Origin of the sequence: Variovorax sp. DXTD-1 (assembly GCF_003984625.1) — a bacterium.
In the GTDB taxonomy this organism is placed as follows: Bacteria; Pseudomonadota; Gammaproteobacteria; order Burkholderiales; family Burkholderiaceae_C; genus Variovorax.
In genome coordinates, this window is record NZ_RWKH01000015.1 from 64665 (window position 1) to 87582 (window position 22918).

The window sequence follows — 22918 nt, forward strand, 5'->3', positions numbered from 1 at the left end:
ATACCATGCGCGGATGCTGAGGAAAACCGACGTGGAACCGCGCCCTGACGGAAACAACGACGACGAGGGCACCCCCGTCTCGGTGAAGATCCGCGAACGCCTGACCGCCGCGCGCAAGCGCTTCAACGCCAACGACAACATTGCCGAGTTCATCGAACCCGGCGAACTCGAGTCGCTGCTCGACGAAGTCGAAGTGAAGATGAAGAGCGTGCTCGAAAGCCTGGTGATCGACCTCGAGAACGACCACAACACTGGCAACACCGCACGCCGCGTGGCCAAGATGTACCTCAACGAAGTGTTCAGGGGCCGCTACGTGGCGCCGCCTTCGCTCACCGAGTTTCCCAACGCCGAGCACCTGAACGAGCTGATGATCGTCGGCCCGATCACCGTGCGCAGCGCCTGCTCGCACCACTTCTGCCCGATCATCGGCAAGCTGTGGATCGGCATCATGCCCAACGAGCACACCAACGTGATCGGCCTGTCGAAGTACGCGCGCCTTGCCGAATGGGTCATGGGCCGGCCCCAGATCCAGGAAGAGGCGGTGGTGCAACTGGCCGACCTCATCCAGGAAAAGACCCAGCCCGATGGCCTGGCGCTCGTCATGGAAGCCGAGCACTTCTGCATGGCTTGGCGGGGCGTGAAGGAAATGGACAGCAAGATGATCAACTCCGTGATGCGCGGCGTGTTCCTGAAAGACCCGAGCCTGCGCCGCGAATTCCTCTCCCTGCTGCCGAGGAGGAGCTGAACATGCTGGTCCGACTTCTCTACGCCAGCCGCGCCGTCGATACCAGCCCCGAGGCCATCGACGCCATCCTCGCGCAATCGCGCACGCACAACCCGTCTTGCGGCATCACGGGCATTCTTTGCTACGGCGCCGGCACCTTCCTGCAGGCGATCGAAGGCGGGCGCATGGCCGTGAGCGAGCTCTACGGCCACATCCAGCGCGATGCGCGCCACAAGGACGTGGTGCTGCTTCACTACGAAGAAATTTCCGAGCGCCGCTTCGGCGGCTGGACCATGGGGCAGGTCAACCTCTCCAAGCTCAACGCCTCGACGCTGCTCAAGTACTCGGAAAAGCCCGAGCTGAATCCGTATGCGGTCTCGGGCAAGGTCTCGCTGGCGCTGCTCGAGGAACTGATGGCCACCGCGGCCATCGTCGGCCGCCACTGAAGCCAGTGGTGCCCGCGCCAGGCACTCCGCGTTCCCCCGGCCTCGCATAACCCGGAGTGCCGCTCTCCGCCTTCGCATTGATCCTGCTTGCCGGGATCATTCACGCCAGCTGGAACATCGCCGCCAAGAAGGCGAACGGCGACGCGCGCTTCGCGTTGCAAAGCGGCGTCTTCATGGCTGTTGTGTGGGCCCCGGTGGGCATCACGCTGGGCTGGAGCGTGGTGCCGACCTGGGGCTTGAAGGAGTGGGGCTTCGTCGCGCTGAGCGGCGTGCTGCACGTCATCTACTACGTCATTCTGCTTCGCGGCTACCGCAAGTCCGATCTCACCGTGGTCTATCCGCTGGCGCGCGGTTCGGGACCGCTGCTGTCCTCGCTGGTCGCCATCCTGTTCCTTGGCGAGCGCATCAGCCTGGTTGGCGTTGCAGGCATTTCGGGCGTGGTGCTGGGCGTGTTCCTTGTGGCCGGCGGACCGGGCCTGTGGCGCAAGAAGCATGACCCGGCCCAGCGCGCGCGGGTTCACAAGGGCGTCCGCTACGGCGTGCTGACGGGGGCCTTCATCGCGGCCTACACGGTGGCCGACAGCTATGCGGTGAAATTCCTGGCCATGTCCCCGATCCTGCTCGACTACTTCGGCAACCTGGTGCGCGTGGGGCTGCTGCTGCCCGCCGGGCTGCACGACCGCGCCGAAACGGCGCGGATGTGGCGCGCGCAGTGGAAATACGCGCTGCTGGTGGCGATGATCAGCCCCGTTTCGTATGTGCTGGTGCTCTATGCGGTGCAGCAGGCGCCCATTTCCCATGTTGCGCCGGCCCGCGAAGTCTCGATGCTTTTCGCGGCGCTGATCGGTGGCCACCTGCTGCGCGAAGGCGACCGCCTGCTGCGGCTGCTGGGGGTCGCATTCATTGCCGCCGGGGTGGCGGCACTCGCACTGGGGTGAGATGAACGCGCCGCTGCTGTTCGGATGCGATTTTTCTTGCGCGCCCACCTCGCGCAAGCCGGTCGTCGTTGCCGCCGGACGCACCAGCGGGACGGGCGAGCTGGTGCTGACCGGTCTCCAGCGCTTCACCACACTCGACGCCTGGGCCGAGTGGCTGCGCAGCGAGCCGGCGTGGATCGGCGGCTTCGATTTTCCGTTCGGCCTTCCGCGCGAATTGGTCGAGCATCTGCGGTGGCCGCTGGAATGGAACGCGCTCATGGCCCACTATGCGAGCCTGAGCCGCGCGGAGATTCGCGCCACCTTTGCCGCCTTCTGTGCCGCGCGTCCGGTCGGCGGCAAATTTGCGCACCGCGCAACCGATGCGCCTGCCGGTTCGAGCACGTCGATGAAATGGGTCAACCCGCCGGTGGCGTTCATGCTCCATGCGGGCGTGCCGCCGCTCCTGGCTGCCGGCGCGAGCCTTCCGGGGCTGCACATCGGCAGCAACAAAGACCGCGTTGCGCTCGAGGCCTACCCCGGGCTGCTGGCCCGCGAGCTGATCGGCCGCCGAAGCTACAAGAACGACGAGGCGGCCAAGCAGACGCCGGAACGGCTGGCGGCACGCACGAGCCTGCTCGCCGCGCTCGAGGCGGGCACCACGCGCCTGGGCCTGCGGGTGGCGCTCGGCAGGGCGCAACGCACCGAATTGCTGGGCGATGCGCGCGGCGATCACATCGATGCGGTGCTTTGCCTTGTCCAGACCGCGTGGAGCGCACAGCGCGTATCCACGCCCGGGCCCGGTTTCGGCTTGCCGGAGAACTTCGATCCGATCGAGGGATGGATCGTCACGGCCTGAGCCTTCTTGTCCTACAGGGTTTCGCGCCGGCCGCGACTCCCGCGTCGTCGGCCCGAAAGCTAGATTGGGAAGGCGGTCCGGCCTTGTCCGGACCCCCTGCGCGCAACCCGCGCGCGTCAACCGCTCTTCGGAGCGAAACGGAGGATTCCAATGAAAAGAACTGCCCAGACCCTCGCCATGCCGTTTTCACGCACATGGCTCGCCGTGCTGCTGATGGCGGGCGCGGCATTGACGCTTGCCGCTTGCGACGCCTCGGACAACCGCACCGCGGGCGAGAAACTCGACAGCGCCATTGCAAAGACCGAGAAGGCGGCCGAGACGGCCGCCGCCAAGACAGGCGAGGCCGTCAAGGACGCCAAGGCCGAGATCGATGCCTCCGGCACCACTGCCGAGGTGAAGGACGGCATGGCCAACATGACGGACGCCGCAAAGAGAGCAGGCACAGCCGCGAGCGCGACGGTGGACGATGCCGCGATCACCGCATCGGTGGCCGCGGGTCTGGCCAAGGACCCGGACCTGAGCGCGATCAAGATCGACGTGGACACCAAGGCAGGCGCAGTCAGCCTGAAGGGGCCCGCGCCCACGGCCGCCGCAAAGGCTCGCGCCGAGGAAATCGCCAAGGGCGTGCAGGGCGTGACCTCGGTGGACAACCAGCTTGAAGTGAAGAGCTGAACGCGCTCTGCCTCGTCTCAAACAAAAAGCCCGGTTCGTCCGGGCTTTTTTTGTTGCAGAGCCCTCGCGAGGGCTCGTGAAGATCAGTGGCCGAGCCAGTCCTTGAGCTCGTCCGCGTGCTCTTCCTCGTCGGAAAGAATGTCTTCCAGCATGCGCCGGGTGGTCGGGTCCTTGTCGCCGATCAGCGCGATCATCTGCCGGTACGTTTCCACCGCAATGCGCTCGGCCACGAGGTTGGCGCGCACCATGGCCTGCAGGTCGGTCGATTCGTCGTAGCCGGCGTGGCTGCGTTCGAGCAGGTGGGTGGGGGCAAAGTCGGGCTCGCCGCCCAGTTGCACGATGCGTTCCGCAATGCGGTCGGCGTGGGCCGACTCTTCGTTGGCGTGCACCAGGAATTCTTCCGCAATGGCAGGCGACGACACACCGCTGGCGGTGAAGTAGTGGCGCTTGTAGCGCAGCACGCACACCAGCTCGGTGGCGAGCGCATCGTTCAGCAGCTTCACGACATCGTCGCGCCAAGGGCCGTAGCTCGGCGTGACCGCGCCTTCGTCGAGGCTGTTGGCCGCCGCCTCGATGGCTTTTTCGTCGAGCACCAGGTGCTCGTGCTTTGCCGGGTTGGTAACCGGGGAGTTCGCATTCATGGAGGGTCCTTTCGTGGGCTGGTGTTTTTCTGATGCATCAACGTGTTGACGACGTCTGCCACATCGGATGTCTTGAGCACCGCCGCCAGCACTGCCGTGAACGAGAGCAGGCGCCACGGCTTGATCAACACGATGGCGGCGCCCGTGGCGGCAGCAATGGCCATGAGCTTGGCCGGCTCCTTGCGCGCATAGTGCTCGAGCAAGGGGCGTGCGAGCTGGCCCACCGCATGGGCGGGGTGCCGGCGCCACCAGCGCTCGGTCATGCTGCGCGCCATCGACGTCCACCGATGGCGGCTGCTGCGAGGAGGCGTCTCTTGCTGCGCGCCGTCTGCGGCGTACATCTCCGGATGGTCTTCCTGCGCCGCGTACCGCCTGCCGTGGCGGCTGTCGCGCGGCTCGTCGTCTTCGCCGTTCAAATGCCGCACGAGTGCACGGCGCGAAAGCGCAAGGCGCTCCTGCGGCGTGAGCGAACTGCGGTCAGCGGCGTTCATGGCGAGCTCCTGCTTCGTGCAATGCCTGCAGGTCTGCGTCGACCTGGGCGCGAAGATCGTCGAACGCATAGCCCGGGAACGGCCGGCTTGCCACCCAGGCGCAAATCCCGGCGATCACCAGCGCAACGCCCGGCACCGCCACGAGCACCCAATGGAAGCTGCCATGCAGCACGCCCATCAACACCGCAACCCCGATGAGCCCGAGCGCCAGCATGGCGCTCGCGGCGGCGACCGCGCCCGCAACAATGCGGGCGACCAGCCCGTGCCCCGCCTCGGAGGCTTCTTGCCTGACAAGAGCGGCGTAGTTGGCGGCGTGTTCGGCGATGAGTTCCGGATGCCCGAGCACCGTGGAAAAAATCGGATGAAGCATGGTGCGCGGAATCGGTGGAACGGGGCGTCAGCCGATCAGTATTCGTCCCGGCGGCTGCGGCTGGCCAGCACGATGAGTGCGGTAATTGCCGCGCCGGCTGCCGCAGCAATCAGCACCGAACGCACGGGCTGGTCGGAGATGTAGCGGCCGGTGACGTCTGCTGCCTGCTCCAGGCGGCGCTGTGCGCGAGCGCTGGTGGTCGAAGCGGCGTCGAGGCCGCGCTGCACGGCCTGCTGCACGCGTGCCGCCAGCTGTTCGACAGCCGGTTCCGCGTCGCGGCGCAGTTCGCGGACCTTCTCGCCGGCCGCATTCACCGCGTTCTGTGCGTAGGCGCGGGTGGACTCGACAGCCTCGTTGGCGGTCTGGCGTGCGTCGTCGGCGAGTTGTGAGGGAGTCTTGGTCGTGTTCATGATGAGAATTTCCTTTCCGGGGAGATGAATTGCGGGAGGCTGTTGATCGTAACTAAGCTACTTGCGCCTGAGCACGCCGGCCAGGAAACTGGCAATGGCAAGTACGGCGAAGATCACGAAAAGGATCTTGGCGATTCCTACCGCGCTGGCGGCAATGCCGCCGAAGCCGAACACCGCGGCAATCAGCGCAATGACCAGAAACACCACCGTGTAATGCAACATGTGGACTCCTTCGAGACTTCGCTCGTTGTTGTGGGACTGCGCGTTCAAAAAAGATGAAATGAACGGCACAGGAGCAACCTTAAGTGGCGCCCCTGCAAGGCCCTGTCAGCGGCTGGGCGCGGGGAACGTAGGAGACGACCGAGTTCCCCCTTCACCTGCCGTGCACGGGCGCCGCCGTTCGCGCCGGCCGCGCAGCCGGCTGTGCCTCAGAGCGGCTTGACGACCGGCAGCATCGCGCTCAGGCGCGTGCCCTGGCCCGGCGTCGAAGAGATCGTGAGCTTGCCGCGTGCGGCCTCCACCCGGTGCCGCATGCCCGCGAGGCCGTGCGTCGAAGGGTGGATGCGTTGCGGGTCGAATCCCTTGCCGTTGTCGGCAACTTCCACGATCACGTGGTTCTCGTAGTTCTTCAGCACGATCGTCGCCTCGCTGGCTTCGGCGTACTTTCCGATGTTGGTGAGGCTCTCCTGCACCATGCGGTAGATGGTGAGCTGGCGCGATTCGTCCATGGTCACTGGCTCCAGCGCCATCTGCACCTGGATGCCCGAGCGCTCGGCAAATTCGCGTCCGAGGATTTCCAGCGACGCCACCAGCCCGAGGTTCGACAGCGACGACGGCCGGAGGTCCTCGATGATCCGGCGCTTGAGCGCAATGCCGCTGTTCAGCAGCTCGGTCAGGTGCTGCAGCCGCTGGGTGGCGTCCGGCGCCTCCAGCAGCCTGGACTTGAGGCGGGCCACGTCCAGCTTGGCCGCGGTCAGCAGCGATCCGAGTTCGTCGTGCAGCTCCCGCGCGAGATAGCCGCGCTCGGTCTCCCGCACGTCCTGCAGGTGGGTGGCCAGCTCGGCCAGCGAGGCCGTGCGTTCGCGCACCTCGTCTTCGAGCGCGTTGCGCTCGCGCTGCAGCGTTTCCTGCTGGCGCTCGCCAATGGAGCGCAGTGCATGCGTCTGCCGCAGGTACAGGAAGAACGCGATGAGGGCGGCAAGGGCCACGATGGCGGTGCCGATGCGCGAGAGCCGCAGCGACTTCATCACCTGCACCTGGCTTTCCTGCAGGGTCTTGTTGCTGGCCGCCACAAGGTCGTAGGCACTTTTGCGGATGGCGTCCATTTCCTCGCGCCCCACGTCCGTGGTGATGACGAACTTCCAGGCATCCTCTTTGCCGTCCTGCCGCAGGCGCACGCTCATGTCCATTTCGGCTATCTTGCGCAGCACGTGCTTGGAGAGCTCCGCCAATTGGGTACGCTCGGCGGGCCGTTCGGCGTAAAGTTGGCGCAATGTGGCAAGGTATCCATCGACCTGCTTGACGGCCGTGTCGTAGGGTTGCCGGTAGCTGGTTTCGCCGGTCAGGAGGTAGCCTCGCTGTCCGGTTTCGGCATCGAGCATGCTCTGCAGGATCAGGTTGATCGTGGCGCGCACTTTTTGCGCCTCGTCGATGTTCGCAAGGGCCTGGGTCGACTGGCGGTAGCCGGCCTCGTTGATGCCGACGAGGGCCAGCGCAGCCAGCGCCGCGAGCAGCAGGCTCACGGCCATTTTTGGAGGAGCTAGCCAGTACATGAAACTTTCAAAGGTGCTTTCCGCACAAGTTCGTGAATAATTGACAACAATCAGGGGATCGGCATGTTGCGACTTCCTAGGTCGCAACACAACGAAGAAAGTAACAGATGATCAAAATTGGAATTGTGGACGACCACGCTATCGTGCGTTCGGGCCTGCGGCAGTTCTTCTCCGAGCACGTGGACTTGCGCGTGGCCGGCGAGGCCGCCAGCGGGCGCGAGGCCATCGAGCTGGTGCGCACTACGGAACTCGACGTGCTGGTAATGGACCTTTCCATGCCGGGACAGAGCGGCATCGACGCGCTTGCCATGATCCGCGCCAAGGCGCCGGACGTCGGCATTCTCATCCTCAGCGGCTACCCCGAAGAGCACTACGCGATGAACCTCATTCGCCAGGGTGCAAGCGGGTATCTCAACAAGGAGTGCGACCCGATGGAGATCGTCAACGCGATCCGCACCATCTCGCTGGGCCGCCGCTACATCACGCCGGCCGTGGCGGAACTGCTCGCCCGTCAGCTCGACCGCAAGGATGACGCCGCGCCGCACGAGCAGCTCTCGGAACGCGAATTCCAGGTGTTCCTCAAGCTTGCCAAGGGCGAGACCGCCGGAGACATTGCCAAGACGCTGTCGCTGTCGGTCAAGACCGTGAGCACCTACCGCACGCGCCTCATGGAGAAGATGAACCTGTCTTCCAACAGCGACCTCACGTACTACGCGCTGAAGAACAAGCTGATCGATTGAGAAAAGATTCTGCCGGCGGCTGAAGAAGGAGGCGGGGAGGTCCGGCGGGGCTTCTTCTGCCTCTTTTTCATTCCGTGCCGGTGGCGGGGCGATGGGCCACCGCCTCCAGGGTGCAGAAGTCGACCAGCGCGTCGATCTCATTCGATTTGTCGAACACCGCATCCACTCCGAACTCGGCGCAGCGCCGCCGGATGTCGGGCGTTGCGTAGTTGCTGAGCACCACCACCTTCTGGTTCGGCCGGCGCGAGATGCAGGCCTGGAGCACGCCCAGGCCGCTTCCCTGCTTGAGAAAAAGATCGACCACCGCCAGGTCCCACTCGTCGCTGTGGTCCTGCAGCCATTGGCGCGCATGCGCCTCGGTCTCGGCAAAGCCGACAACCGTCGTGCAGGTGAGTTCTTCCAGGGTACCGATGAGGTTTTCACGGATCGTGAGGTTGTCTTCGACGATGTATGTCTGCAATCTGGTATCCATGCCGAACCGCGCTTCCTCTGTTGGCAGGTGTCTTCGCGACCGCCCCTGCTGGCGATTTGCTGCGCATCGAAGATTGCGGCGTCGCCGGCCCGCATCATGCAGGGTTCGGAGGATGTGTGTTGTAGGCGGGTTCCGACGAGGCGGCCACGCGGCGCCCTTCCGTAGGCAATGCCTCACGGTTTCTGCGGTTCATTGCCGACCCGGGCCATCGAAGGGCGGGTATATCCAGACTCCATGGCGACGAACGTCCTTCGCAACCGACCGCTCTGGCTCAAGCTGCTTGCGGCTTTCGTGCTGCTGTTCGCGGCGCTGGCGGTGGTGGTCGCGTTCTTTCCGTGGGACACGTTGCGCGAGCCGATCAACCGCTACGTCAGCGAGAAAACGGGGCGTAAGTTCGAGATCACCCGCCGGCTCGATGTCGGTGTGGGGCTGCGTGGCGCCACCGTGAAGGTCGACGGCATCGAGTTCGCCAATCCCACATGGGCCCGCGATCCCTACCTGGTCAAGGCTGAGCGCGCCGAGTTCGACATCCGGCTGTGGCCGCTGCTCACGCAGAAGATCGTGATTCCGCGCCTGGCACTGTTTTCGCCCACGCTGGGGCTCCAGATGGAGCCGGATGGACGCCGCACATGGGCGCTCGGCAAGGACACCTCCGATCCTGGAACCGTTCCCGACATCGGGCTGATGCAGGTCGACAACGGCACGATCGATTTTCTCGCCACGCACCTGGGTGTCGACCTGCATGCCGACGTGAGCTACGACACGAGCCGCGGCACGCTGCCGCTCAGCTACCACATCAAGGGGCGCTACAAGGGCCAGCCGCTGACCGCCGAGGGGCGCACGGGCAACGTGCTCCAGCTCAAGTCGGCGGGCCAGGAGCCCTTTCCGATGGAGATCAATGCCGCGGCGGGCCAGACCCGCTTCAAGGCCGAAGGCACCGTGACCGACTTCGCCGATCTCGATGGCATCGACGCGAAGTTCGAACTCAAGGGCCAGACGCTCGGTGCCCTGTTTCCGCTGCTCGGCATCGCGCTGCCGGAGACCTCTCCCTATGCGCTGAGCGGCGACCTGCGCAAGCGCGCCAAGCTGTGGGAAGTGGCGGGGCTCAAGGGCAGGCTCGGCCTTTCCGACATTGCCGGCGACATGCGCTTCGACCAGGCCGGAAAGCTGCCGCGCCTCGCGGGGGAATTGCGCTCGCGCCTGATGGACATGGACGACCTGGGCCCCCTCATCGGCTTGCCGCCCACCGAGCGCTCGGCCAAGGCGGTCGAAGGCGTGGCGCCGCCACCCACCATCAAGCAGGCGAAGCGGGCGGCGGGCGACAAGGTGCTGCCCACCGCAACGCTCGACTTCGACCGCCTGCGCGCGATGAACGCCGACGTGAAATACACCGCCGATCGCATCCGCAATGTGCGCGACGTGCCGCTCGACCGCGGCAGCGTGCAGGTTAAATTGACCGACGGCGTGCTCGCCCTGGACCCGCTCGACCTGGGCGTGGCCGGCGGCAAGCTGGCCGGCGCGATCCGCATCGACGCGACCCAGAACCCGGCGGACATTCGCGCCTCGCTCGACCTGCGCAACATGCAGCTCAACCGCGTGGTGCCGAAGATCGAGACCATGCGCAGCAGCTTCAGCCGGCTCGACGGCCGCGTCAATCTTTCGGGGCGGGGCAACTCGGTGGCCAGCTGGCTCGGCGGCGCCTCGGGCGACGTGGCGGCCCTGACCGGACGCGGGCGGTTCAGCAACCTGCTGCTTGAATTCATGGGCCTGGACGGCGCCGAGATCATCAAGTTCCTGCTGCGCGGCGACCAGAACGTCGAACTGCGCTGCGCCGCGATGGCGTTCGACGTCAACAAGGGCGTCATGACCAGCCGCAGCGTGGTGCTCGACACCGCCGACACCGTCTTCTATGCCACCGGCCAGGCCAACCTTGCAACCGAGAAGCTCGACTTCGTGGTGCGGCCCGAGCCGAAGGACGCGAGCTTCCTCTCGCTGCGCACGCCGCTGGTCATCGGCGGCACCTTCGGTTCGCCGTCCGGCGGGGTTCAGGTGGTTCCGCTGGCGGAACGCGGCCTGGCAGCGCTGGTGCTGGGCGCGCTCAACCCGCTGCTGGCGCTGGCGGCGACCATCGAGACCGGGCCGGGCGAAGATGCGGACTGCAAGGGCGTGCTGTCGCAGGCCAACAAGCCCGGCTCCGGCGCAGCCGCCGGCGCGGCAAAGGCCAAGGGCGCGAAGCAGCGCTGAGGCCGGGAAGAGACCAGGAGGGCGCCGAAGGAGCGAGGTGCCCTCAGGCGGCGCCCGCGCGATGCGCGCACACGCTGCAATGCGGGTCTCGCGCAATCTGCAGCGTGTCGAATGCCGTGCGGCGCCCGTCGAACATCAACAGCTTGCCTGCCAGCGACGGCTCGATGCACGCGAGCAGCTTGAGCGCCTCGCTCGCCTGCAGCGTGCCGATGGTGCCCACCACGGGACCGAACACCCCGAGCACGGCGCAGAGCGTTTCCTCGAAGGCCGCATCGGGCGGAAAAATGCACGCGTAGCAGGGAGACGCTTCGTCGCGCGTGTCGTAGACGCTCAACTGGCCGTCGAAACGGATGGCGGCGCCTGCCACCAGCGGCTTGCCTTGCGCCACGCAGGCGCGGTTCACCGCGTGCCGCGTCGCAAAGTTGTCGCAGCAGTCGATCACCACGTCCGCCGCCCCGACCAGGCGCGACAGCAGCGCCTCGTCGGCACGGGTGGCGTGCGTTTCGATGGAGATGCCGGGATTGATGTCGCGCATGGCCTGCGCGGCCGATTCGACCTTCAGGCTGCCCACCCGCGCATGGGTGTGGGCCACCTGACGCTGGAGGTTGGTCAGGTCGACCTCGTCGTCGTCCACCAGCGTGACGTGCCCGACACCCGCCGCAGCAAGGTACAGGGCCACCGGCGAGCCCAGGCCGCCCGCGCCGATGACCAGCGCGCGGCCGGCGCTGACGCGCGCCTGGCCGTCGATGCCGAATTCTTCGAGGAGGATATGGCGCGAATAGCGCAGCAGGTCGTCGTCGTTCATGGTGGCTCACCCCGGCTTGTGCCAAACGAAAAAATACCGCGGCCCGGCAGCGCCGGTTCCGCGGTATTTCCGGATCTGAAAGCGCCGAGCTCCCGATCAGTTCTCTTTTTTCTCTTCCTTGTTGTCGACGATGACCTGCGTCTTGCTGACCAGCACCGGCTGGCCCTTGAGGCGGTTGAGCGCCTGCATCAGCGGAAAATCCTTGTCGGTGCCGAACTCGGGCACCTTGCGGTCCTGCGGCGGCTTCTTGGCTTCTTCCTCGAGGCGCTTGCGGGCTTCGTCGCGGGCCTTTTCGCGTTCCGGGTCCTTCGTCTCGGGGCCCTGGCCGCTGGCCAGGTGCTTTTCGAGGTCGGCCTCGCGCATGCGCAGGGCGGCGAAGGGGCTGCCCTCGGCGCTCTCGTCGATCAGCACGTTGGGCACGATGCCCTTGGCCTGGATCGAGGTGCCGCTCGGCGTGTAGTAGCGCGCCGTGGTGATCTTCAGGCCCGTGTCCGGGCCGAGCGGGCGCACCGTCTGCACCGAGCCCTTGCCGAAGGTCTGGCTGCCCATGATGGTGGCGCGCTTGTGGTCTTGCAGCGCGCCGGCGACGATCTCGCTGGCCGAGGCCGAGCCTTCGTTCACCAGCACCACCAGCGGCACGGTCTTCAGGGCCGCGGGCAGGTTGCGCAGCGGGTCGCTGCCGGAGCGACGCTGGTAGAACTCGGGCGCCGCCTTGTAGACCGACTTGCTTTCGGCCAGCTGGCCGTCGGTGGAGACCACGGTCACGTTCTCGGGCAGGAAGGCGGCCGAGATGGCCACCGCCGCGTCGAGCAGGCCGCCGGGATCGTTGCGCAGGTCGAGCACCAGGCCCTTCAGGTTGGGGTCTTCCTTGTAGATTTCCTCGACCTTCTTCACGAAGTCGTCCACCGTGCGTTCCTGGAACTGCGAGAGGCGGATCCAGCCGTAGCCGGGCTCCATCACCTTGCCGCGCACCGACTGGGTACGGATTTCCTCGCGCGTGATCGTCACCGGGAAGGTGCGGCTTTCGTCCTTGCGGAAGATGGTCAGCAGCACCCTGGTGTTGGCCTCACCGCGCATGCGCTTGACGGCCTCGTTGAGCGACAGGCCGCGCACGGCCGTGTCGTCGATCTTGGTGATCAGGTCGTTCGGCTTCAGGCCCGCACGGAAAGCCGGGGAGCCCTCGATGGGGGACACCACCTTGATGAGGCCGTCTTCCTGCGAGATTTCGATGCCCACGCCGACGAAGCGGCCGGTCGTGCCTTCCCTGAATTCCTTGAAGGACTTCTTGTCGAAGTACTGGGAATGCGGGTCGAGGCCGGCCACCATGCCGGAAATGGCGTCGGAAATGAGCTTCTTCTCATCGACGGGTTCGACATAGTCGCTCTTGACCATGCCGAAAACGGCGGCGAGTTGCTGCAATTCCTCGAGCGGGAGCGGCGCGAGCGAGCCGCGTGCGACCGTCTGCAACGAGACGGTGGTCAAGACGCCGGCAACGGCGCCGGCGGCGACCCAGCCGGTAATCTTCAATTTGTGGCCCATCATGAGTGATTGTCCTTGTCGGCTGTCGAACCAATATACACAGCTTGGAAGCAAATTGCCTGCCGGGGTTCCACGGGGGAGCGCGGCCGAGGGGTTTTAATTCTTCAGCCCTTGCCTTGCGAGGCAACCGCCGCGGCGGCCTTTTCGGCGGCTGCGGCGTCGCCCAGGTAGTAGTGCCGCAGGGGCTTCAGGTCGTCGTCGAGCTCGTAGACCAGCGGAATGCCGTTGGGAATATTCAGGCCGACGATCGCGTCGTCCGAAATTCCGTCGAGGTACTTGACCAGCGCCCGGATCGAATTGCCGTGCGCGGCCACCACCAGGCGGCGCCCGGTGCGGATGGCCGGCGCCATCGATTCGTTCCAGAACGGCAGCACGCGCGCCACCGTGTCCTTCAGGCACTCGGTCAGCGGAATCTGCTCGGGCGAGAGCTTGGCGTAGCGCACGTCGCTGCGTTCGCTGCGCGGATCGTCGGCTTCCAGGGCCGGCGGCGGGGTGCCGTAGCTGCGGCGCCAGACCAGCACCTGCTCATCGCCGTATTTCTTGGCGGTTTCGGCCTTGTTCAGGCCCTGCAGGGCGCCGTAGTGGCGCTCGTTCAGGCGCCACGAGTGCACCACGGGCAGCCAGGTGCGGTCGAGTTCGTCGAGGGTGTGCCAGAGCGTGCGGGTGGCGCGCTTGAGCACGCTGGTGTAGGCCACGTCGAAGTCGTAGCCCTCGGCCTTGAGCAGCCGGCCGGCCTGCTTGGCCTGCTCGATGCCGGTTTCGGTCAGGTCGACGTCGGTCCAGCCGGTGAAGCGGTTTTCGAGATTCCAGGTCGATTCGCCGTGGCGGATCAGTACCAGTTTGTGCATGTGGGAGGCCTTTGGCAGCGCTTGGGAAAACCAGCATTCTAAAATCCCGGGTTTGCCATCCAAGGAACCCCCGTGAAATTGATCGAATTCGTCACCGCGAACTGGATGCTGATCCTGATTGCACTCAGCTCGGGTGGCATGCTGGCCTGGCCGCTGATTCGCGGCGGCGCCGGCGGCGGCACCCTCACGGCCCAGGGCGCGGTGCACCTCATCAACCGCGAACGCGCGGTGCTGGTGGATGTGCGCGAACCCGAAGAGTTCGCCACCGGCCACATGATCGGTGCCAAGAACGTGCCGCTGAACCTGCTGGAAGAAAAGCTGACCGGCACGGTCAAGAACAAGAATGTGCCGCTGCTCTTGGTGTGCGCCACCGGAGCCCGCGCCCAGCGCGCCGTGGCCATGGCCAAGAAACTCGGTTACGAGCAGGCCCAAGCCGTCTCCGGCGGCCTCAAAGCGTGGAAAGAGGCTAACCTGCCGGTTGAAAAAGCCTAAGTCTTCCCAAGGTACAGCGTATGCAAGCCGTCAAGATGTACACCACCGCGTTCTGCCCGTACTGTGTTCGTGCGAAGCAGATCCTCAAGTCCAAGGGCGTCGACGAGATCGAAGAAATTCGCATCGACACCGATCCCGAGGCCCGCAGCACCATGATGGAAATCACCCAGCGCCGCACGGTGCCCCAGATTTTCATCGGCGACACCCACGTGGGCGGCTGCGACGACCTGATGGCGCTCGATAGCCGTGGCGGCCTGGTGCCCCTGCTGCAAGCCGCCTGAAGACGAATCAGCCGGGTGTCACGGAAGCGGTCCGGGCGCCGGGCGATAATCGCCTGCTCATTCATCTGCAGCCCGCTGCGGGAACCTCTCCCCGGCGGGCATTGTTTTGATTCTCGAAAGTTCAGCCATGGCCGACCAGCAAGCCCAAGATCCCATCTTCCAGATCCAGCGCGTCTACCTCAAGGACCTGTCGCTCGAACAGCCCAATTCGCCCGGCATCCTGCTCGAACAGGAGCAGCCCACGGTCGACATCCAGCTCGGCGTGGACGCCCAGCCGGTCGCTGAAGGCATCTTCGAGATCACCGTGTCGGCCACCGTGCAGACCAAGATCCAGGACAAGACCGTGTTCCTGGTCGAAGCCAAGCAGGCCGGCATCTTCGAGATCCGCAACCTGCCCGAAGACCAGATGGGCCCGATCCTCGGCATTGCCTGCCCGCAGATCGTCTACCCGTACCTCCGTGGCAACGTGGCCGACGTGATCCAGCGCGGCGGCTTCCCGCCCGTGCACCTGGCGGAAATCAACTTCCAGGCCATGTACGAGCAGCAGCAGGCGCAGGCCGCCGGCCAGCCCGCCCCGACGCTCGCACAGTAAACCGGCACAACGCCGCCAACGCCGATGAAGATCTGCGTTCATGGCGCCGGTGCCTGGGGCACGGCGGTGGCCGTCAATGCGGCCCTCAACACCGCCGTCGGCCACGAGGTCACGCTCTGGGCGCGCGATGCCGCCCAGGCAAATGCCATTTCGAAGGGGCGCGAAAACAGCCGCTACCTGCCGGGGTTGGCGCTGCCGGCCTCGCTCGGGGTGCGGGCCGGCGACATCGGCCAGGCGCATGCCGGCGCCGACCTCGTCATCGTGGCCACGCCCATGGCGGCCCTTCGTGAACAGCTCATTGCGCTGCGCGGTTGCACCGTGCCCGTTGCGTGGCTCTGCAAGGGCGTGGAGCCCGCGCTCGACGCTTCTTCCCCCACTTCCTTCGGCCTGCTCGCCCATGAGATCTGGGCCCAGGTCGCTCCAGATTTGATAGCGGGCGTGCTCAGCGGCCCGAGCTTCGCGCAAGAAGTGGCCGAAGGCCGCCCCACCGCGCTGGTGGCCGCGAGCCCGCATGCGGCGGTGCGCGATGCGCTGGTCGATGCCTTCCACGGCCCGGCCCTGCGCGTCTATGCCAACGACGACATCGTCGGCGTCGAGGTGGGCGGCGCGGTGAAAAACGTGCTGGCCATTGCCACCGGGCTTTGCGACGGCCTGGCGCTGGGGCTCAATGCACGCGCCGCGCTCATCACGCGCGGCTTGGCCGAAATGACCCGCTTCGGGCTGGCGCTCGGCGCGCGGGCCGAGACTTTCATGGGCCTTTCGGGCCTGGGCGACCTGGTGCTGACCTCGACCGGTGACCTGTCGCGCAACCGCAAGGTAGGCCTGCTGCTAGCGCAAGGGCAGACCCTGGCGCAAGCCGTCGCCTCGCTCGGCCATGTGGCCGAAGGCGTGTATTGCGCGCGCACCGTGGTGCAGCGCGCGCGCGGCCTGGGCGTGGAAATGCCCATTGCCGAAGGCGTGGTTGCGCTGCTCGACGGCCGGGTGAGCCCGCGGGAAGCCGTCGCCTCGCTCACCGGCCGCGATCCGGTGCCTGAAACCGTCCGGGCGCACGGGTCCCGCGGTTCACCCTGACAAGACGGAAGAGACAAAAAGAGCCATGAGCCCTCGCTTTGATTTTTCGGCGCCGGCCGTGGCCGCGCTGGCCCAGGCCGACGCCGCACGCGCCTTGCAGGAAGACGTGGCCGACGGTGACCTGACCGCCTCGCTGGTCGACCCCGGCCGCCGGGCCCGCGCCCGCGTGCTGGCGCGCGAATCGGCCGTGCTGTGCGGTGCGCCGTGGGTGGAAGCCACGCTGCGGCAACTCGATCCGCAGGCCCGCATCGAGTGGCTGTGCGGCGAAGGCGAGCGCTGCGCGGCCGACCAGACGGTGCTCGAAATCGAGGGCTCGGCCCGCGCGCTGCTGACGGCCGAGCGCACCGCGCTCAATTTTCTTCAGCTGCTGAGTGCGGTCGCCACCAAGACCGCGCTGTATGCCGACGCCGTTCGCGGCACGCGCGCAAGCATCGTCGACACCCGCAAGACCCTGCCGGGCCTGCGCCTGGCGCAGAAGTACGCGGTGCGCACCGGCGGCGGCGTGAACCACCGCATCGGTCTTTACGACGCGGTGCTCATCAAGGAAAACCACATTGCGGCGGCCGGCGGCGTTGCCGCGGCACTGCGTGCCGTGGCGCCGGTGGCGGATCGCGCGGCCTTTGTCGAGGTCGAGGTCGAAACGCTGGCGCAGCTGCAAGAGGCATTGGACGCTGGCGCGCGCATGGTGCTGCTCGACAACATGGACTTGCCCACGCTGCGCGAAGCCGTTCGCATCAACGACGCGGCCGGCAACGAACGCAAGGCCGTGCTCGAAATATCGGGCGGCGTCACGCTCGAAGGCCTGCGCACCCTGGCCGAAACGGGGGTAGACCGAATCTCGGTCGGCGCACTCACCAAGGACGTGAAAGCCATCGATTTTTCGATGCGCTTCCAGGAAAGCTGAGGGCGGCGGCCGTGGCTTCTTCTTTCGTCATCGACGTCGACTACGAACAGCCGGTGGCAGAAGCCGGATCGGCCTGCGACACCCGCCACGCCTGGGCGCGCGTGCCGCCCGAACCTTCGCCCGATGAGCGCATCGCCCTGAAGGAGCGCATTCGCCGCCTGCTGCGCGAGCGCAATGCGGTGATGGTGTCGCACTTCTACGTGCACCCTGACCTGCAGGACCTGGCCGAGGAAACCGGCGGCATCGTGAGCGACTCGCTCGAGATGGCGCGCTTCGGCCGCGACCACGCGGCGCAGACGCTGGTGGTGTCGGGCGTGCGCTTCATGGGCGAAACCGCCAAGATCCTCTCGCCCGAGAAGCGCGTGCTCATGCCCGACCTGGACGCCAACTGTTCGCTCGATCTCGGCTGCCCGGTCGATGAGTTCAGCGCGTTCTGCGACCAGCACCCCGACCGCACCGTGGTCGTCTACGCCAACACCAGCGCGGCCGTGAAGGCCCGCGCCGACTGGCTCGTCACCTCCAGCTGCGCGCTCGACGTGGTGAGCGCGCTGCACGCGCAAGGCCGCAAGATTCTCTGGGGCCCGGACCGCCACCTGGGCGACTACATCCAGCGCCAGACCGGCGCCGACATGGTGAGCTGGAACGGCGTCTGCATCGTGCACGACGAGTTCAAGGCGCTGGAACTCGAACTGCTCAAGAAGGCGCACCCCGCCGCGAAGGTGCTGGTGCATCCGGAGTCGCCGGCCGACGTGATCGCACTGGCCGACGCGGTGGGATCGACCTCGGCGATCCTGAATGCGGCACGGCGCATGGACGCGAAGGAATTCATCGTCGCCACCGACAGCGGCATGCTGCACAAGCTGCGCACGCTGAACCCGGAAAAGACCTTCATCGAGGCGCCCACGGCCGGCAATGGCGGCACCTGCAAGAGCTGCGCGCATTGCCCGTGGATGGCAATGAATGGGCTCGCGGAGTTGGCGAATGCGCTGGAAACCGGCGCGGGCGAAATTCAGGTCGATCCGGCGCTCGGGCTGCAGGCGCGGGTGCCGATCGATCGGATGCTGGCGTCTACTGCGGGCCTCAAGAACGGCCAGGCGCCCGGAAGCTTGGTGGCAGGCATCGGCGCCGCCTGAGGTGTTGTTCCCTCTCCCCGAGGGGAGAGGGAGCAACAGACCTCAAAACTCCAGCGTGCAGCTGTCCCCCAGCGCCTCGCGCCACACACGCACCCGCGCGAGCGAGGGGCGAAATTCCGGCAGCGCGTCCGCAATGAACAGGCACAGGTTTTCCAGTGTCGGCGGATGCAGCCCCGCCACGTCGTCCAGCAAGTGATGGTCCAGCAGCTCGCGCACCTCGTCCAGCCGGCGGCGCAGAAGCCCCAGGTCGACCACCATGCCCGTGACCGGATCGCGCTGGCCCGCAAGCCACACTTCGGCGTGGTACGTATGGCCGTGAATACGGCGGCTGCCTTCGACCTCGATGTCGCGCTTCAGGGTGTGGGCGGCGTCGAAGAAAAAGCGTTGGCTGATGGTGAATCGCATCTGGAAAGTCTCTCCGCGCTCAGCGGATACCGGTGATCTTGTGGGTTTGTACGCTGAGGCGCCACACGGGCTGACGCATGCATTCGGCAATGCACAGTTCGGTGTTGGCCACGCGGTCGGGCCCGTCCATCGGCTGGAGGAAACGGTGCGTGAACTCGCCGGTGCGGGCCATGGTGTCGAGGTCGAATTCGGTCTGCGGCCAGACCAGCTTCAGCTCCTGTCCGCGCTGCTGGACCCAAGGTGCACCGGCCTTGGGGCTGATGCAGAGCCAGTCGATGCCTTCGGGCGCGGCGACCGTGCCGTTGCTTTCCACGGCAATGCGAAAGCGCCGTGCATGCAGCGCGTCGACCAGTGCGGCGTCCACCTGCAGCAGCGGCTCGCCGCCGGTGAGCACCACCAGGCGGTGCTCGGCATCGCCGGCCGGCCATTGCGCGGCGATGGTGTCGGCCAGCAGCTCGGCGTTCTTGAACTTGCCGCCCAGCGTGCCGTCGGTGCCCACGAAATCGGTGTCGCAGAAACGGCAGACGGCCGTATCGCGATCTTCCTCGCGGCCCGTCCACAGGTTGCAGCCCGCAAAGCGGCAGAACACGGCCGGCATGCCCGCTTGGCCGCCTTCGCCCTGCAGGGTGTAGAAGATTTCCTTGACGCTGTAGGTCATGAAGCCGGCGCCTCGATTTCGAGGTTGTCGATCAGCCGCGTGCCGCCCAGCCGTGCCGCGGCCAGCGCCACGAGCGGTTCGCCAGTCAGCCCGAAAGTGGGCGCCTGCAGATCGGCGCGGCGGCGCAATACAAGATAGTCCGGTTGCCAGCCGCGCTCTGTCAGCGTCTGCATTGCCCGCGCTTCGATTGCGGCCAAATCGCGTTCGCCGGCTTGCACGGCTGCGGCCATGGCCTTTAGCGCCTTCGAGAGCTGCACGGCCTCCGCGCGCTCGGTCTCGCTCAGGTAGCCGTTGCGCGACGACAGGGCGAGGCCGTCGTCTGCGCGGAAGGTTTCGCTGCCGACGATCTCGATGGGCAGTGCGAACTGCCGCACCATGTGGCGGATCATCATCAGCTGCTGGTAGTCCTTCTTGCCGAACACGGCCACGCGCGGCTGCACGCACTGGAAGAGCTTCATCACCACCGTGCACACGCCCACGAAGAAGCCCGGGCGGAAGTGGCCTTCGAGGATGTCGGCCAGTGCCGGATCCGGGTGCACCTTGCAGGTCTGCGGCTCGGGGTAGAGCGCTTTTTCGTCGGGCGCGAACAGCACGTCGCAGCCGGCCGCGCGCAGCTTCTCGCAGTCGCTGTCCCAGGTGCGCGGATAGGTGTCGAAATCTTCATGCGGCAGGAACTGCAGGCGGTTGACGAAGATGCTCGCCACCGTCACGTCGCCCAGCGGCTTGGCCTGCTTGATCAACGCGAGGTGGCCGTCGTGCAGGTTGCCCATGGTGGGAACGAACGCGGGGTGCCTGAAAGCGGCCAGATGGCTGCGCAGCTCGGCGATGGTGTGTGCGATGTACATGGTCTGTGCTCCTTACCAGGCGTGGAGTCGATCGTCGGGGAAGCTGCCGTCTTTCACGGCCTGCACGTAGGCCTTGAGGGCGGGCAGTACGCCCGGCGCGTCGGCCATGAAGTTGCGCACGAACTTCGGCATCTTTCCGAGGTTGATGCCCAGCATGTCGTGCAACACCAGCACCTGGCCGGCGGTGCCCTTGCCCGCGCCGATGCCGATGGTGGCGCAGTGCTTCAGTTCATCCGTGAGCTCCGCGGCCAGCGCGGCCGGCACCATCTCGAGCACCAGCATCGTGGCGCCGGCATCCTGCAATGCGTGGGCATGCTGCTTCAGCAGCGCGCCGGCCGCATCGCCCTTGCCCTGCACGCGATAGCCGCCCAGCGCATGCACGGTCTGCGGCGTGAGGCCCAGGTGGGCGCAAACCGGAATGCCGCGCTCGACCAGGAAGCGCACCGTCTCGGTGGTCCAGCCGCCGCCTTCGAGCTTGACCATGTGCGCGCCGGCCTGCATCAGCACCGTGGCGCTGGCGAGCGCCTGTTCGCGCGATTCCTGGTAGCTGCCGAAGGGCAGGTCGGCAATCAGCCAGGCCGTGCCTTGCACGCGGCGCAGGCCGCGCGAAACGCTGTCGGTGTGGTAGCGCATGGTGTCCAGGCTCACGCCCACCGTGCTGTTCAGGCCCTGGCAGACCATGCCGAGCGAATCGCCGACCAGCAGGCAGTCGACACCTGCCGCATCGGCCATGGCCGCGAAGGTGGCATCGTAGGCGGTGAGCATCGAGATCTTCTCGCCGCGCGCATGCATGTCGGCCAGGCGCGGCAGGCTCACGGGCTTGCGCGATGCGGGCAGCGAGGCCGAGGGCAGCGTGCCGTAGGGCGTGGCGGCCGCTGGCGTTTCGGAAGGGGTTGCTGTGGTGTTCGACATGGTTGGGTTTCTCCCTGCGGGCGTCGGTGGCCGGGCATCCTTGAATGAAGAAAAAGTTGAAAGCGGGTGGGGCGGTCAGCGGACCGGCGGCGTCAGTACCGTCGGCGCGCAGGGCTCGGCGAGCGAAGGATAGTCGCGGCTGAAATGCAGCCCGCGGCTTTCGTGGCGGGCCTGCGCCGAGCGAACGATGAGTTCGGCCACCTGCACCAGGTTGCGCAGTTCCAGCAGGTCGCGCGTGACGTGGAAGTGGGCGTAGAACTCGTGAATCTCGGCCTGCAGCAGCGCGATGCGATGGCTCGCGCGCTCCAGCCGCTTGTTGGTGCGCACGATGCCCACGTAGTCCCACATGAAGCGGCGCAGCTCGTCCCAGTTGTGGGAGATGACCACGGCCTCGTCGGCGTCGGTCACGCGGCTATCGTCCCACTGGGGCAATGCAACGCCGGCGCGCCCCGGGGCCGCCGCAATTGCACCGGCCGCGGCGCGCGCGAACACCATGCACTCGACCAGCGAGTTGCTCGCCAGGCGATTGGCGCCGTGCAGGCCGGTGCAGGCGGTTTCGCCGATGGCGTAGAGGCCGGGCACGTCGGTGCGGCCGGCCAGGTCGCTCAGCACGCCGCCGCAGGTGTAATGCGCGGCCGGCACCACCGGGATGGGCTCGCGCGTGATGTCGATGCCCAGTTCGGCGCAGCGCGCGAGGATGTTGGGAAAGTGCTCGTTCAGGAACGCCGGGCTCTGGTGCGAGATGTCCAGGTACACGCAGTCGAGCCCGTGCTTCTTCATTTCGAAGTCGATGGCGCGCGCCACCACGTCGCGCGGCGCGAGTTCGGCGCGTTCGTCGTGCCTGGGCATGAAGCGCGTTCCTCCCGCCGATTCGGGCAGCTTCAGCAGCCCGCCTTCGCCGCGCACGGCCTCGCTGATCAGGAAAGACTTCGCGTGCGGGTGGTACAGGCAAGTGGGGTGGAACTGGATGAACTCCATGTTCGACACCCGGCAGCCCGCGCGCCAGGCCGCCGCAATGCCGTCGCCGGTGGCCGTGTCGGGATTGGTCGTGTACAGGTAGACCTTGCCGGCGCCGCCCGTCGCGAGGATGGTGTGCGGCGCGCGAAAACTCAGCACCTCGTCGGTTTCGTCGTCGAGCGCGTACAGGCCCAGGCAAGCCGGGTCGTCCAGCCCCAGCTTGGGCCCGGTAATCAGGTCGACCAGCGTGTGGTGCTCGAAGAGGGTGATGCTCGGCGTGCGGCGCACGCGCTCGATCAGCGTCTGCTGCACGGCCGCGCCGGTGGCGTCCGTCACGTGCACGATGCGGCGCTGGCTGTGGCCGCCTTCGCGCGTCAGGTGCAGCCCACCGTCGGCTTCGGCGGAAAACGGCACGCCGAGTTCGCGCAGCCAGTCGATGGCTTCGGGCGCATGCTCGACGACGAAGCGCGTGGCCTCGGGATCGCAGAGCCCGGCGCCGGCCACCAGCGTGTCTTCCACGTGCGCATCGAAGCTGTCGCCCGCGGCCAGCACGGCCGCAATGCCGCCCTGCGCCCAGGCGCTGGAGCCGTCGTTCAGTGCGCGCTTGGTCAGCACCGCCACGCGGTGCGTCGGCGCCAGGTGCAGCGCCGCCGAGAGGCCTGCGAGGCCGCTGCCGACGATGAGGACGTCGAAGTCGCGCACGGCGGAGTTCACGGGGACG

General features: G+C 66.7%; 28 protein-coding genes. 13 read left to right on the forward strand and 15 right to left on the reverse strand.

Going from position 1 to position 22918, the window contains the following annotated elements; all coding sequences use genetic code 11:
- The first annotated feature begins 13 nt into the window (after positions 1 to 13).
- From folE to EJI00_RS15450, 5 genes are all read left to right on the forward strand, one after another.
- On the forward strand, positions 14 to 745 hold the full coding sequence (gene folE / locus EJI00_RS15430; protein WP_126748384.1) for a GTP cyclohydrolase I: 732 nt from the start codon (positions 14 to 16) through the stop codon (positions 743 to 745).
- Positions 746 to 747: 2 nt separating this feature from the next.
- Positions 748 to 1170 (forward strand): BLUF domain-containing protein, encoded by a 423-nt coding sequence (locus EJI00_RS15435; RefSeq protein WP_126748385.1) that lies wholly within the window; start codon positions 748 to 750, stop codon positions 1168 to 1170.
- A gap of 56 nt (positions 1171 to 1226) precedes the next feature.
- Positions 1227 to 2108, forward strand: coding sequence for an EamA family transporter (locus EJI00_RS15440; protein WP_126748386.1), 882 nt, complete (start codon positions 1227 to 1229; stop codon positions 2106 to 2108).
- A gap of 1 nt (position 2109) precedes the next feature.
- Entirely contained in the window at positions 2110 to 2943 is an 834-nt protein-coding gene (locus EJI00_RS15445) for a DUF429 domain-containing protein (RefSeq protein ID WP_126748387.1), read from the forward strand.
- A gap of 150 nt (positions 2944 to 3093) precedes the next feature.
- On the forward strand, positions 3094 to 3615 hold the full coding sequence (locus tag EJI00_RS15450; protein ID WP_126748388.1) for a BON domain-containing protein: 522 nt from the start codon (positions 3094 to 3096) through the stop codon (positions 3613 to 3615).
- 83 nt (positions 3616 to 3698) lie between these two features.
- Here EJI00_RS15450 and EJI00_RS15455 read toward each other — a convergent pair whose 3' ends face one another.
- The 6 genes from EJI00_RS15455 to EJI00_RS15480 all read right to left on the reverse strand — a co-directional run bounded on the left by EJI00_RS15455 (position 3699) and on the right by EJI00_RS15480 (position 7275).
- Positions 3699 to 4256: a bacterioferritin gene (locus tag EJI00_RS15455; protein WP_126748389.1), complete on the reverse strand. Its 558-nt coding sequence runs from the start codon at positions 4254 to 4256 to the stop codon at positions 3699 to 3701.
- A complete protein-coding gene (locus tag EJI00_RS15460) occupies positions 4253 to 4747 on the reverse strand; it encodes a hypothetical protein (protein WP_126748390.1) in 495 nt (164 codons plus the stop codon). The genes EJI00_RS15455 and EJI00_RS15460 overlap by 4 nt, the downstream gene beginning before the upstream one ends.
- A complete protein-coding gene (locus EJI00_RS15465; RefSeq protein WP_126748391.1) occupies positions 4734 to 5117 on the reverse strand; it encodes a phage holin family protein in 384 nt (127 codons plus the stop codon). The genes EJI00_RS15460 and EJI00_RS15465 overlap by 14 nt, the downstream gene beginning before the upstream one ends.
- Before the next feature lie 35 nt (positions 5118 to 5152).
- On the reverse strand, positions 5153 to 5527 hold the full coding sequence (locus EJI00_RS15470) for a hypothetical protein (protein ID WP_126748392.1): 375 nt from the start codon (positions 5525 to 5527) through the stop codon (positions 5153 to 5155).
- A 57-nt stretch (positions 5528 to 5584) separates the two neighbouring features.
- Entirely contained in the window at positions 5585 to 5749 is a 165-nt protein-coding gene (locus EJI00_RS15475; RefSeq protein WP_126748393.1) for a DUF1328 domain-containing protein, read from the reverse strand.
- Between the two features lie 206 nt (positions 5750 to 5955).
- A complete protein-coding gene (locus EJI00_RS15480; protein ID WP_126748474.1) occupies positions 5956 to 7275 on the reverse strand; it encodes a CHASE3 domain-containing protein in 1320 nt (439 codons plus the stop codon).
- 131 nt (positions 7276 to 7406) lie between these two features.
- Here EJI00_RS15480 and EJI00_RS15485 point away from each other — a divergent pair, with 131 nt between their 5' ends.
- The gene (locus EJI00_RS15485; RefSeq protein WP_015866882.1) at positions 7407 to 8039 is read left to right on the forward strand and encodes a response regulator transcription factor; all 633 of its coding nucleotides are present in this window, start codon (positions 7407 to 7409) and stop codon (positions 8037 to 8039) included.
- 67 nt (positions 8040 to 8106) lie between these two features.
- Here EJI00_RS15485 and EJI00_RS15490 read toward each other — a convergent pair whose 3' ends face one another.
- The gene (locus EJI00_RS15490) at positions 8107 to 8511 is read right to left on the reverse strand and encodes a response regulator (RefSeq protein WP_126748394.1); all 405 of its coding nucleotides are present in this window, start codon (positions 8509 to 8511) and stop codon (positions 8107 to 8109) included.
- Positions 8512 to 8745: 234 nt separating this feature from the next.
- On the opposite strand from EJI00_RS15490, the gene EJI00_RS15495 reads away from it, so the two are divergent.
- Entirely contained in the window at positions 8746 to 10755 is a 2010-nt protein-coding gene (locus EJI00_RS15495; RefSeq protein WP_126748395.1) for an AsmA family protein, read from the forward strand.
- 43 nt (positions 10756 to 10798) lie between these two features.
- Here the strand turns inward: EJI00_RS15495 and EJI00_RS15500 are convergent, their stop codons facing one another.
- From EJI00_RS15500 to gpmA, 3 genes are all read right to left on the reverse strand, one after another.
- Positions 10799 to 11560, reverse strand: coding sequence for a HesA/MoeB/ThiF family protein (locus EJI00_RS15500; protein WP_126748396.1), 762 nt, complete (start codon positions 11558 to 11560; stop codon positions 10799 to 10801).
- 96 nt (positions 11561 to 11656) lie between these two features.
- A complete protein-coding gene (locus EJI00_RS15505; RefSeq protein ID WP_126748475.1) occupies positions 11657 to 13099 on the reverse strand; it encodes a S41 family peptidase in 1443 nt (480 codons plus the stop codon).
- A 104-nt stretch (positions 13100 to 13203) separates the two neighbouring features.
- Positions 13204 to 13947 carry a 2,3-diphosphoglycerate-dependent phosphoglycerate mutase gene (gene gpmA / locus EJI00_RS15510; RefSeq protein ID WP_126748397.1) on the reverse strand — a complete coding sequence of 248 codons (744 nt, stop codon included), beginning with the start codon at positions 13945 to 13947 and terminating at the stop codon, positions 13204 to 13206.
- A gap of 105 nt (positions 13948 to 14052) precedes the next feature.
- Here gpmA and EJI00_RS15515 point away from each other — a divergent pair, with 105 nt between their 5' ends.
- The 6 genes from EJI00_RS15515 to nadA all read left to right on the forward strand — a co-directional run bounded on the left by EJI00_RS15515 (position 14053) and on the right by nadA (position 18420).
- Positions 14053 to 14439, forward strand: coding sequence for a rhodanese-like domain-containing protein (locus EJI00_RS15515; protein ID WP_409514025.1), 387 nt, complete (start codon positions 14053 to 14055; stop codon positions 14437 to 14439).
- Positions 14440 to 14459: 20 nt separating this feature from the next.
- Complete coding sequence (gene grxC / locus EJI00_RS15520) at positions 14460 to 14720, forward strand: glutaredoxin 3 (protein WP_126748399.1); 261 nt, start codon at positions 14460 to 14462, stop codon at positions 14718 to 14720.
- 127 nt (positions 14721 to 14847) lie between these two features.
- Positions 14848 to 15312, forward strand: a complete 465-nt coding sequence (secB, locus tag EJI00_RS15525) for a protein-export chaperone SecB (protein ID WP_126748400.1) — start codon at positions 14848 to 14850, stop codon at positions 15310 to 15312.
- Positions 15313 to 15336: 24 nt separating this feature from the next.
- The gene (locus EJI00_RS15530) at positions 15337 to 16383 is read left to right on the forward strand and encodes an NAD(P)H-dependent glycerol-3-phosphate dehydrogenase (RefSeq protein WP_126748401.1); all 1047 of its coding nucleotides are present in this window, start codon (positions 15337 to 15339) and stop codon (positions 16381 to 16383) included.
- Between the two features lie 25 nt (positions 16384 to 16408).
- Positions 16409 to 17287: a carboxylating nicotinate-nucleotide diphosphorylase gene (gene nadC, locus EJI00_RS15535; protein ID WP_126748402.1), complete on the forward strand. Its 879-nt coding sequence runs from the start codon at positions 16409 to 16411 to the stop codon at positions 17285 to 17287.
- Between the two features lie 11 nt (positions 17288 to 17298).
- Positions 17299 to 18420, forward strand: a complete 1122-nt coding sequence (gene nadA, locus EJI00_RS15540; RefSeq protein WP_126748403.1) for a quinolinate synthase NadA — start codon at positions 17299 to 17301, stop codon at positions 18418 to 18420.
- A 42-nt stretch (positions 18421 to 18462) separates the two neighbouring features.
- Here nadA and EJI00_RS15545 read toward each other — a convergent pair whose 3' ends face one another.
- The 5 genes from EJI00_RS15545 to nadB all read right to left on the reverse strand — a co-directional run bounded on the left by EJI00_RS15545 (position 18463) and on the right by nadB (position 22899).
- Entirely contained in the window at positions 18463 to 18825 is a 363-nt protein-coding gene (locus EJI00_RS15545; RefSeq protein ID WP_126748404.1) for a 6-carboxytetrahydropterin synthase, read from the reverse strand.
- A 19-nt stretch (positions 18826 to 18844) separates the two neighbouring features.
- On the reverse strand, positions 18845 to 19483 hold the full coding sequence (gene queE, locus EJI00_RS15550; RefSeq protein ID WP_126748405.1) for a 7-carboxy-7-deazaguanine synthase: 639 nt from the start codon (positions 19481 to 19483) through the stop codon (positions 18845 to 18847).
- A complete protein-coding gene (gene panC, locus EJI00_RS15555) occupies positions 19480 to 20328 on the reverse strand; it encodes a pantoate--beta-alanine ligase (protein ID WP_126748406.1) in 849 nt (282 codons plus the stop codon). Before panC ends, queE begins: the two co-directional genes overlap by 4 nt.
- A 12-nt stretch (positions 20329 to 20340) precedes the next feature.
- Complete coding sequence (gene panB / locus EJI00_RS15560) at positions 20341 to 21240, reverse strand: 3-methyl-2-oxobutanoate hydroxymethyltransferase (protein WP_126748407.1); 900 nt, start codon at positions 21238 to 21240, stop codon at positions 20341 to 20343.
- A 75-nt stretch (positions 21241 to 21315) separates the two neighbouring features.
- Entirely contained in the window at positions 21316 to 22899 is a 1584-nt protein-coding gene (gene nadB / locus EJI00_RS15565) for an L-aspartate oxidase (RefSeq protein WP_126748476.1), read from the reverse strand.
- Positions 22900 to 22918: the final 19 nt, after the last annotated feature.

What these genes read in the sequence shown, in the direction of transcription:
- folE (WP_126748384.1), top strand. Translation starts at nt 14, where the DNA reads ATGCTGAGGAAAACCGACGTGGAACCGCGCCCTGACGGAAACAACGAC.
- EJI00_RS15435 (WP_126748385.1), top strand. Translation starts at nt 748, where the DNA reads ATGCTGGTCCGACTTCTCTACGCCAGCCGCGCCGTCGATACCAGCCCC.
- EJI00_RS15445 (WP_126748387.1), top strand. Translation starts at nt 2,110, where the DNA reads ATGAACGCGCCGCTGCTGTTCGGATGCGATTTTTCTTGCGCGCCCACC.
- EJI00_RS15450 (WP_126748388.1), top strand. Translation starts at nt 3,094, where the DNA reads ATGAAAAGAACTGCCCAGACCCTCGCCATGCCGTTTTCACGCACATGG.
- EJI00_RS15455 (WP_126748389.1), bottom strand. Translation starts at nt 4,256, where the DNA reads ATGAATGCGAACTCCCCGGTTACCAACCCGGCAAAGCACGAGCACCTG.
- EJI00_RS15460 (WP_126748390.1), bottom strand. Translation starts at nt 4,747, where the DNA reads ATGAACGCCGCTGACCGCAGTTCGCTCACGCCGCAGGAGCGCCTTGCG.
- EJI00_RS15465 (WP_126748391.1), bottom strand. Translation starts at nt 5,117, where the DNA reads ATGCTTCATCCGATTTTTTCCACGGTGCTCGGGCATCCGGAACTCATC.
- EJI00_RS15470 (WP_126748392.1), bottom strand. Translation starts at nt 5,527, where the DNA reads ATGAACACGACCAAGACTCCCTCACAACTCGCCGACGACGCACGCCAG.
- EJI00_RS15475 (WP_126748393.1), bottom strand. Translation starts at nt 5,749, where the DNA reads ATGTTGCATTACACGGTGGTGTTTCTGGTCATTGCGCTGATTGCCGCG.
- EJI00_RS15480 (WP_126748474.1), bottom strand. Translation starts at nt 7,275, where the DNA reads ATGGCCGTGAGCCTGCTGCTCGCGGCGCTGGCTGCGCTGGCCCTCGTC.
- EJI00_RS15485 (WP_015866882.1), top strand. Translation starts at nt 7,407, where the DNA reads ATGATCAAAATTGGAATTGTGGACGACCACGCTATCGTGCGTTCGGGC.
- EJI00_RS15490 (WP_126748394.1), bottom strand. Translation starts at nt 8,511, where the DNA reads ATGGATACCAGATTGCAGACATACATCGTCGAAGACAACCTCACGATC.
- EJI00_RS15495 (WP_126748395.1), top strand. Translation starts at nt 8,746, where the DNA reads ATGGCGACGAACGTCCTTCGCAACCGACCGCTCTGGCTCAAGCTGCTT.
- EJI00_RS15500 (WP_126748396.1), bottom strand. Translation starts at nt 11,560, where the DNA reads ATGAACGACGACGACCTGCTGCGCTATTCGCGCCATATCCTCCTCGAA.
- EJI00_RS15505 (WP_126748475.1), bottom strand. Translation starts at nt 13,099, where the DNA reads ATGGGCCACAAATTGAAGATTACCGGCTGGGTCGCCGCCGGCGCCGTT.
- gpmA (WP_126748397.1), bottom strand. Translation starts at nt 13,947, where the DNA reads ATGCACAAACTGGTACTGATCCGCCACGGCGAATCGACCTGGAATCTC.
- EJI00_RS15515 (WP_409514025.1), top strand. Translation starts at nt 14,053, where the DNA reads ATGCTGATCCTGATTGCACTCAGCTCGGGTGGCATGCTGGCCTGGCCG.
- grxC (WP_126748399.1), top strand. Translation starts at nt 14,460, where the DNA reads ATGCAAGCCGTCAAGATGTACACCACCGCGTTCTGCCCGTACTGTGTT.
- secB (WP_126748400.1), top strand. Translation starts at nt 14,848, where the DNA reads ATGGCCGACCAGCAAGCCCAAGATCCCATCTTCCAGATCCAGCGCGTC.
- EJI00_RS15530 (WP_126748401.1), top strand. Translation starts at nt 15,337, where the DNA reads ATGAAGATCTGCGTTCATGGCGCCGGTGCCTGGGGCACGGCGGTGGCC.
- nadC (WP_126748402.1), top strand. Translation starts at nt 16,409, where the DNA reads ATGAGCCCTCGCTTTGATTTTTCGGCGCCGGCCGTGGCCGCGCTGGCC.
- EJI00_RS15545 (WP_126748404.1), bottom strand. Translation starts at nt 18,825, where the DNA reads ATGCGATTCACCATCAGCCAACGCTTTTTCTTCGACGCCGCCCACACC.
- queE (WP_126748405.1), bottom strand. Translation starts at nt 19,483, where the DNA reads ATGACCTACAGCGTCAAGGAAATCTTCTACACCCTGCAGGGCGAAGGC.
- panC (WP_126748406.1), bottom strand. Translation starts at nt 20,328, where the DNA reads ATGTACATCGCACACACCATCGCCGAGCTGCGCAGCCATCTGGCCGCT.
- panB (WP_126748407.1), bottom strand. Translation starts at nt 21,240, where the DNA reads ATGTCGAACACCACAGCAACCCCTTCCGAAACGCCAGCGGCCGCCACG.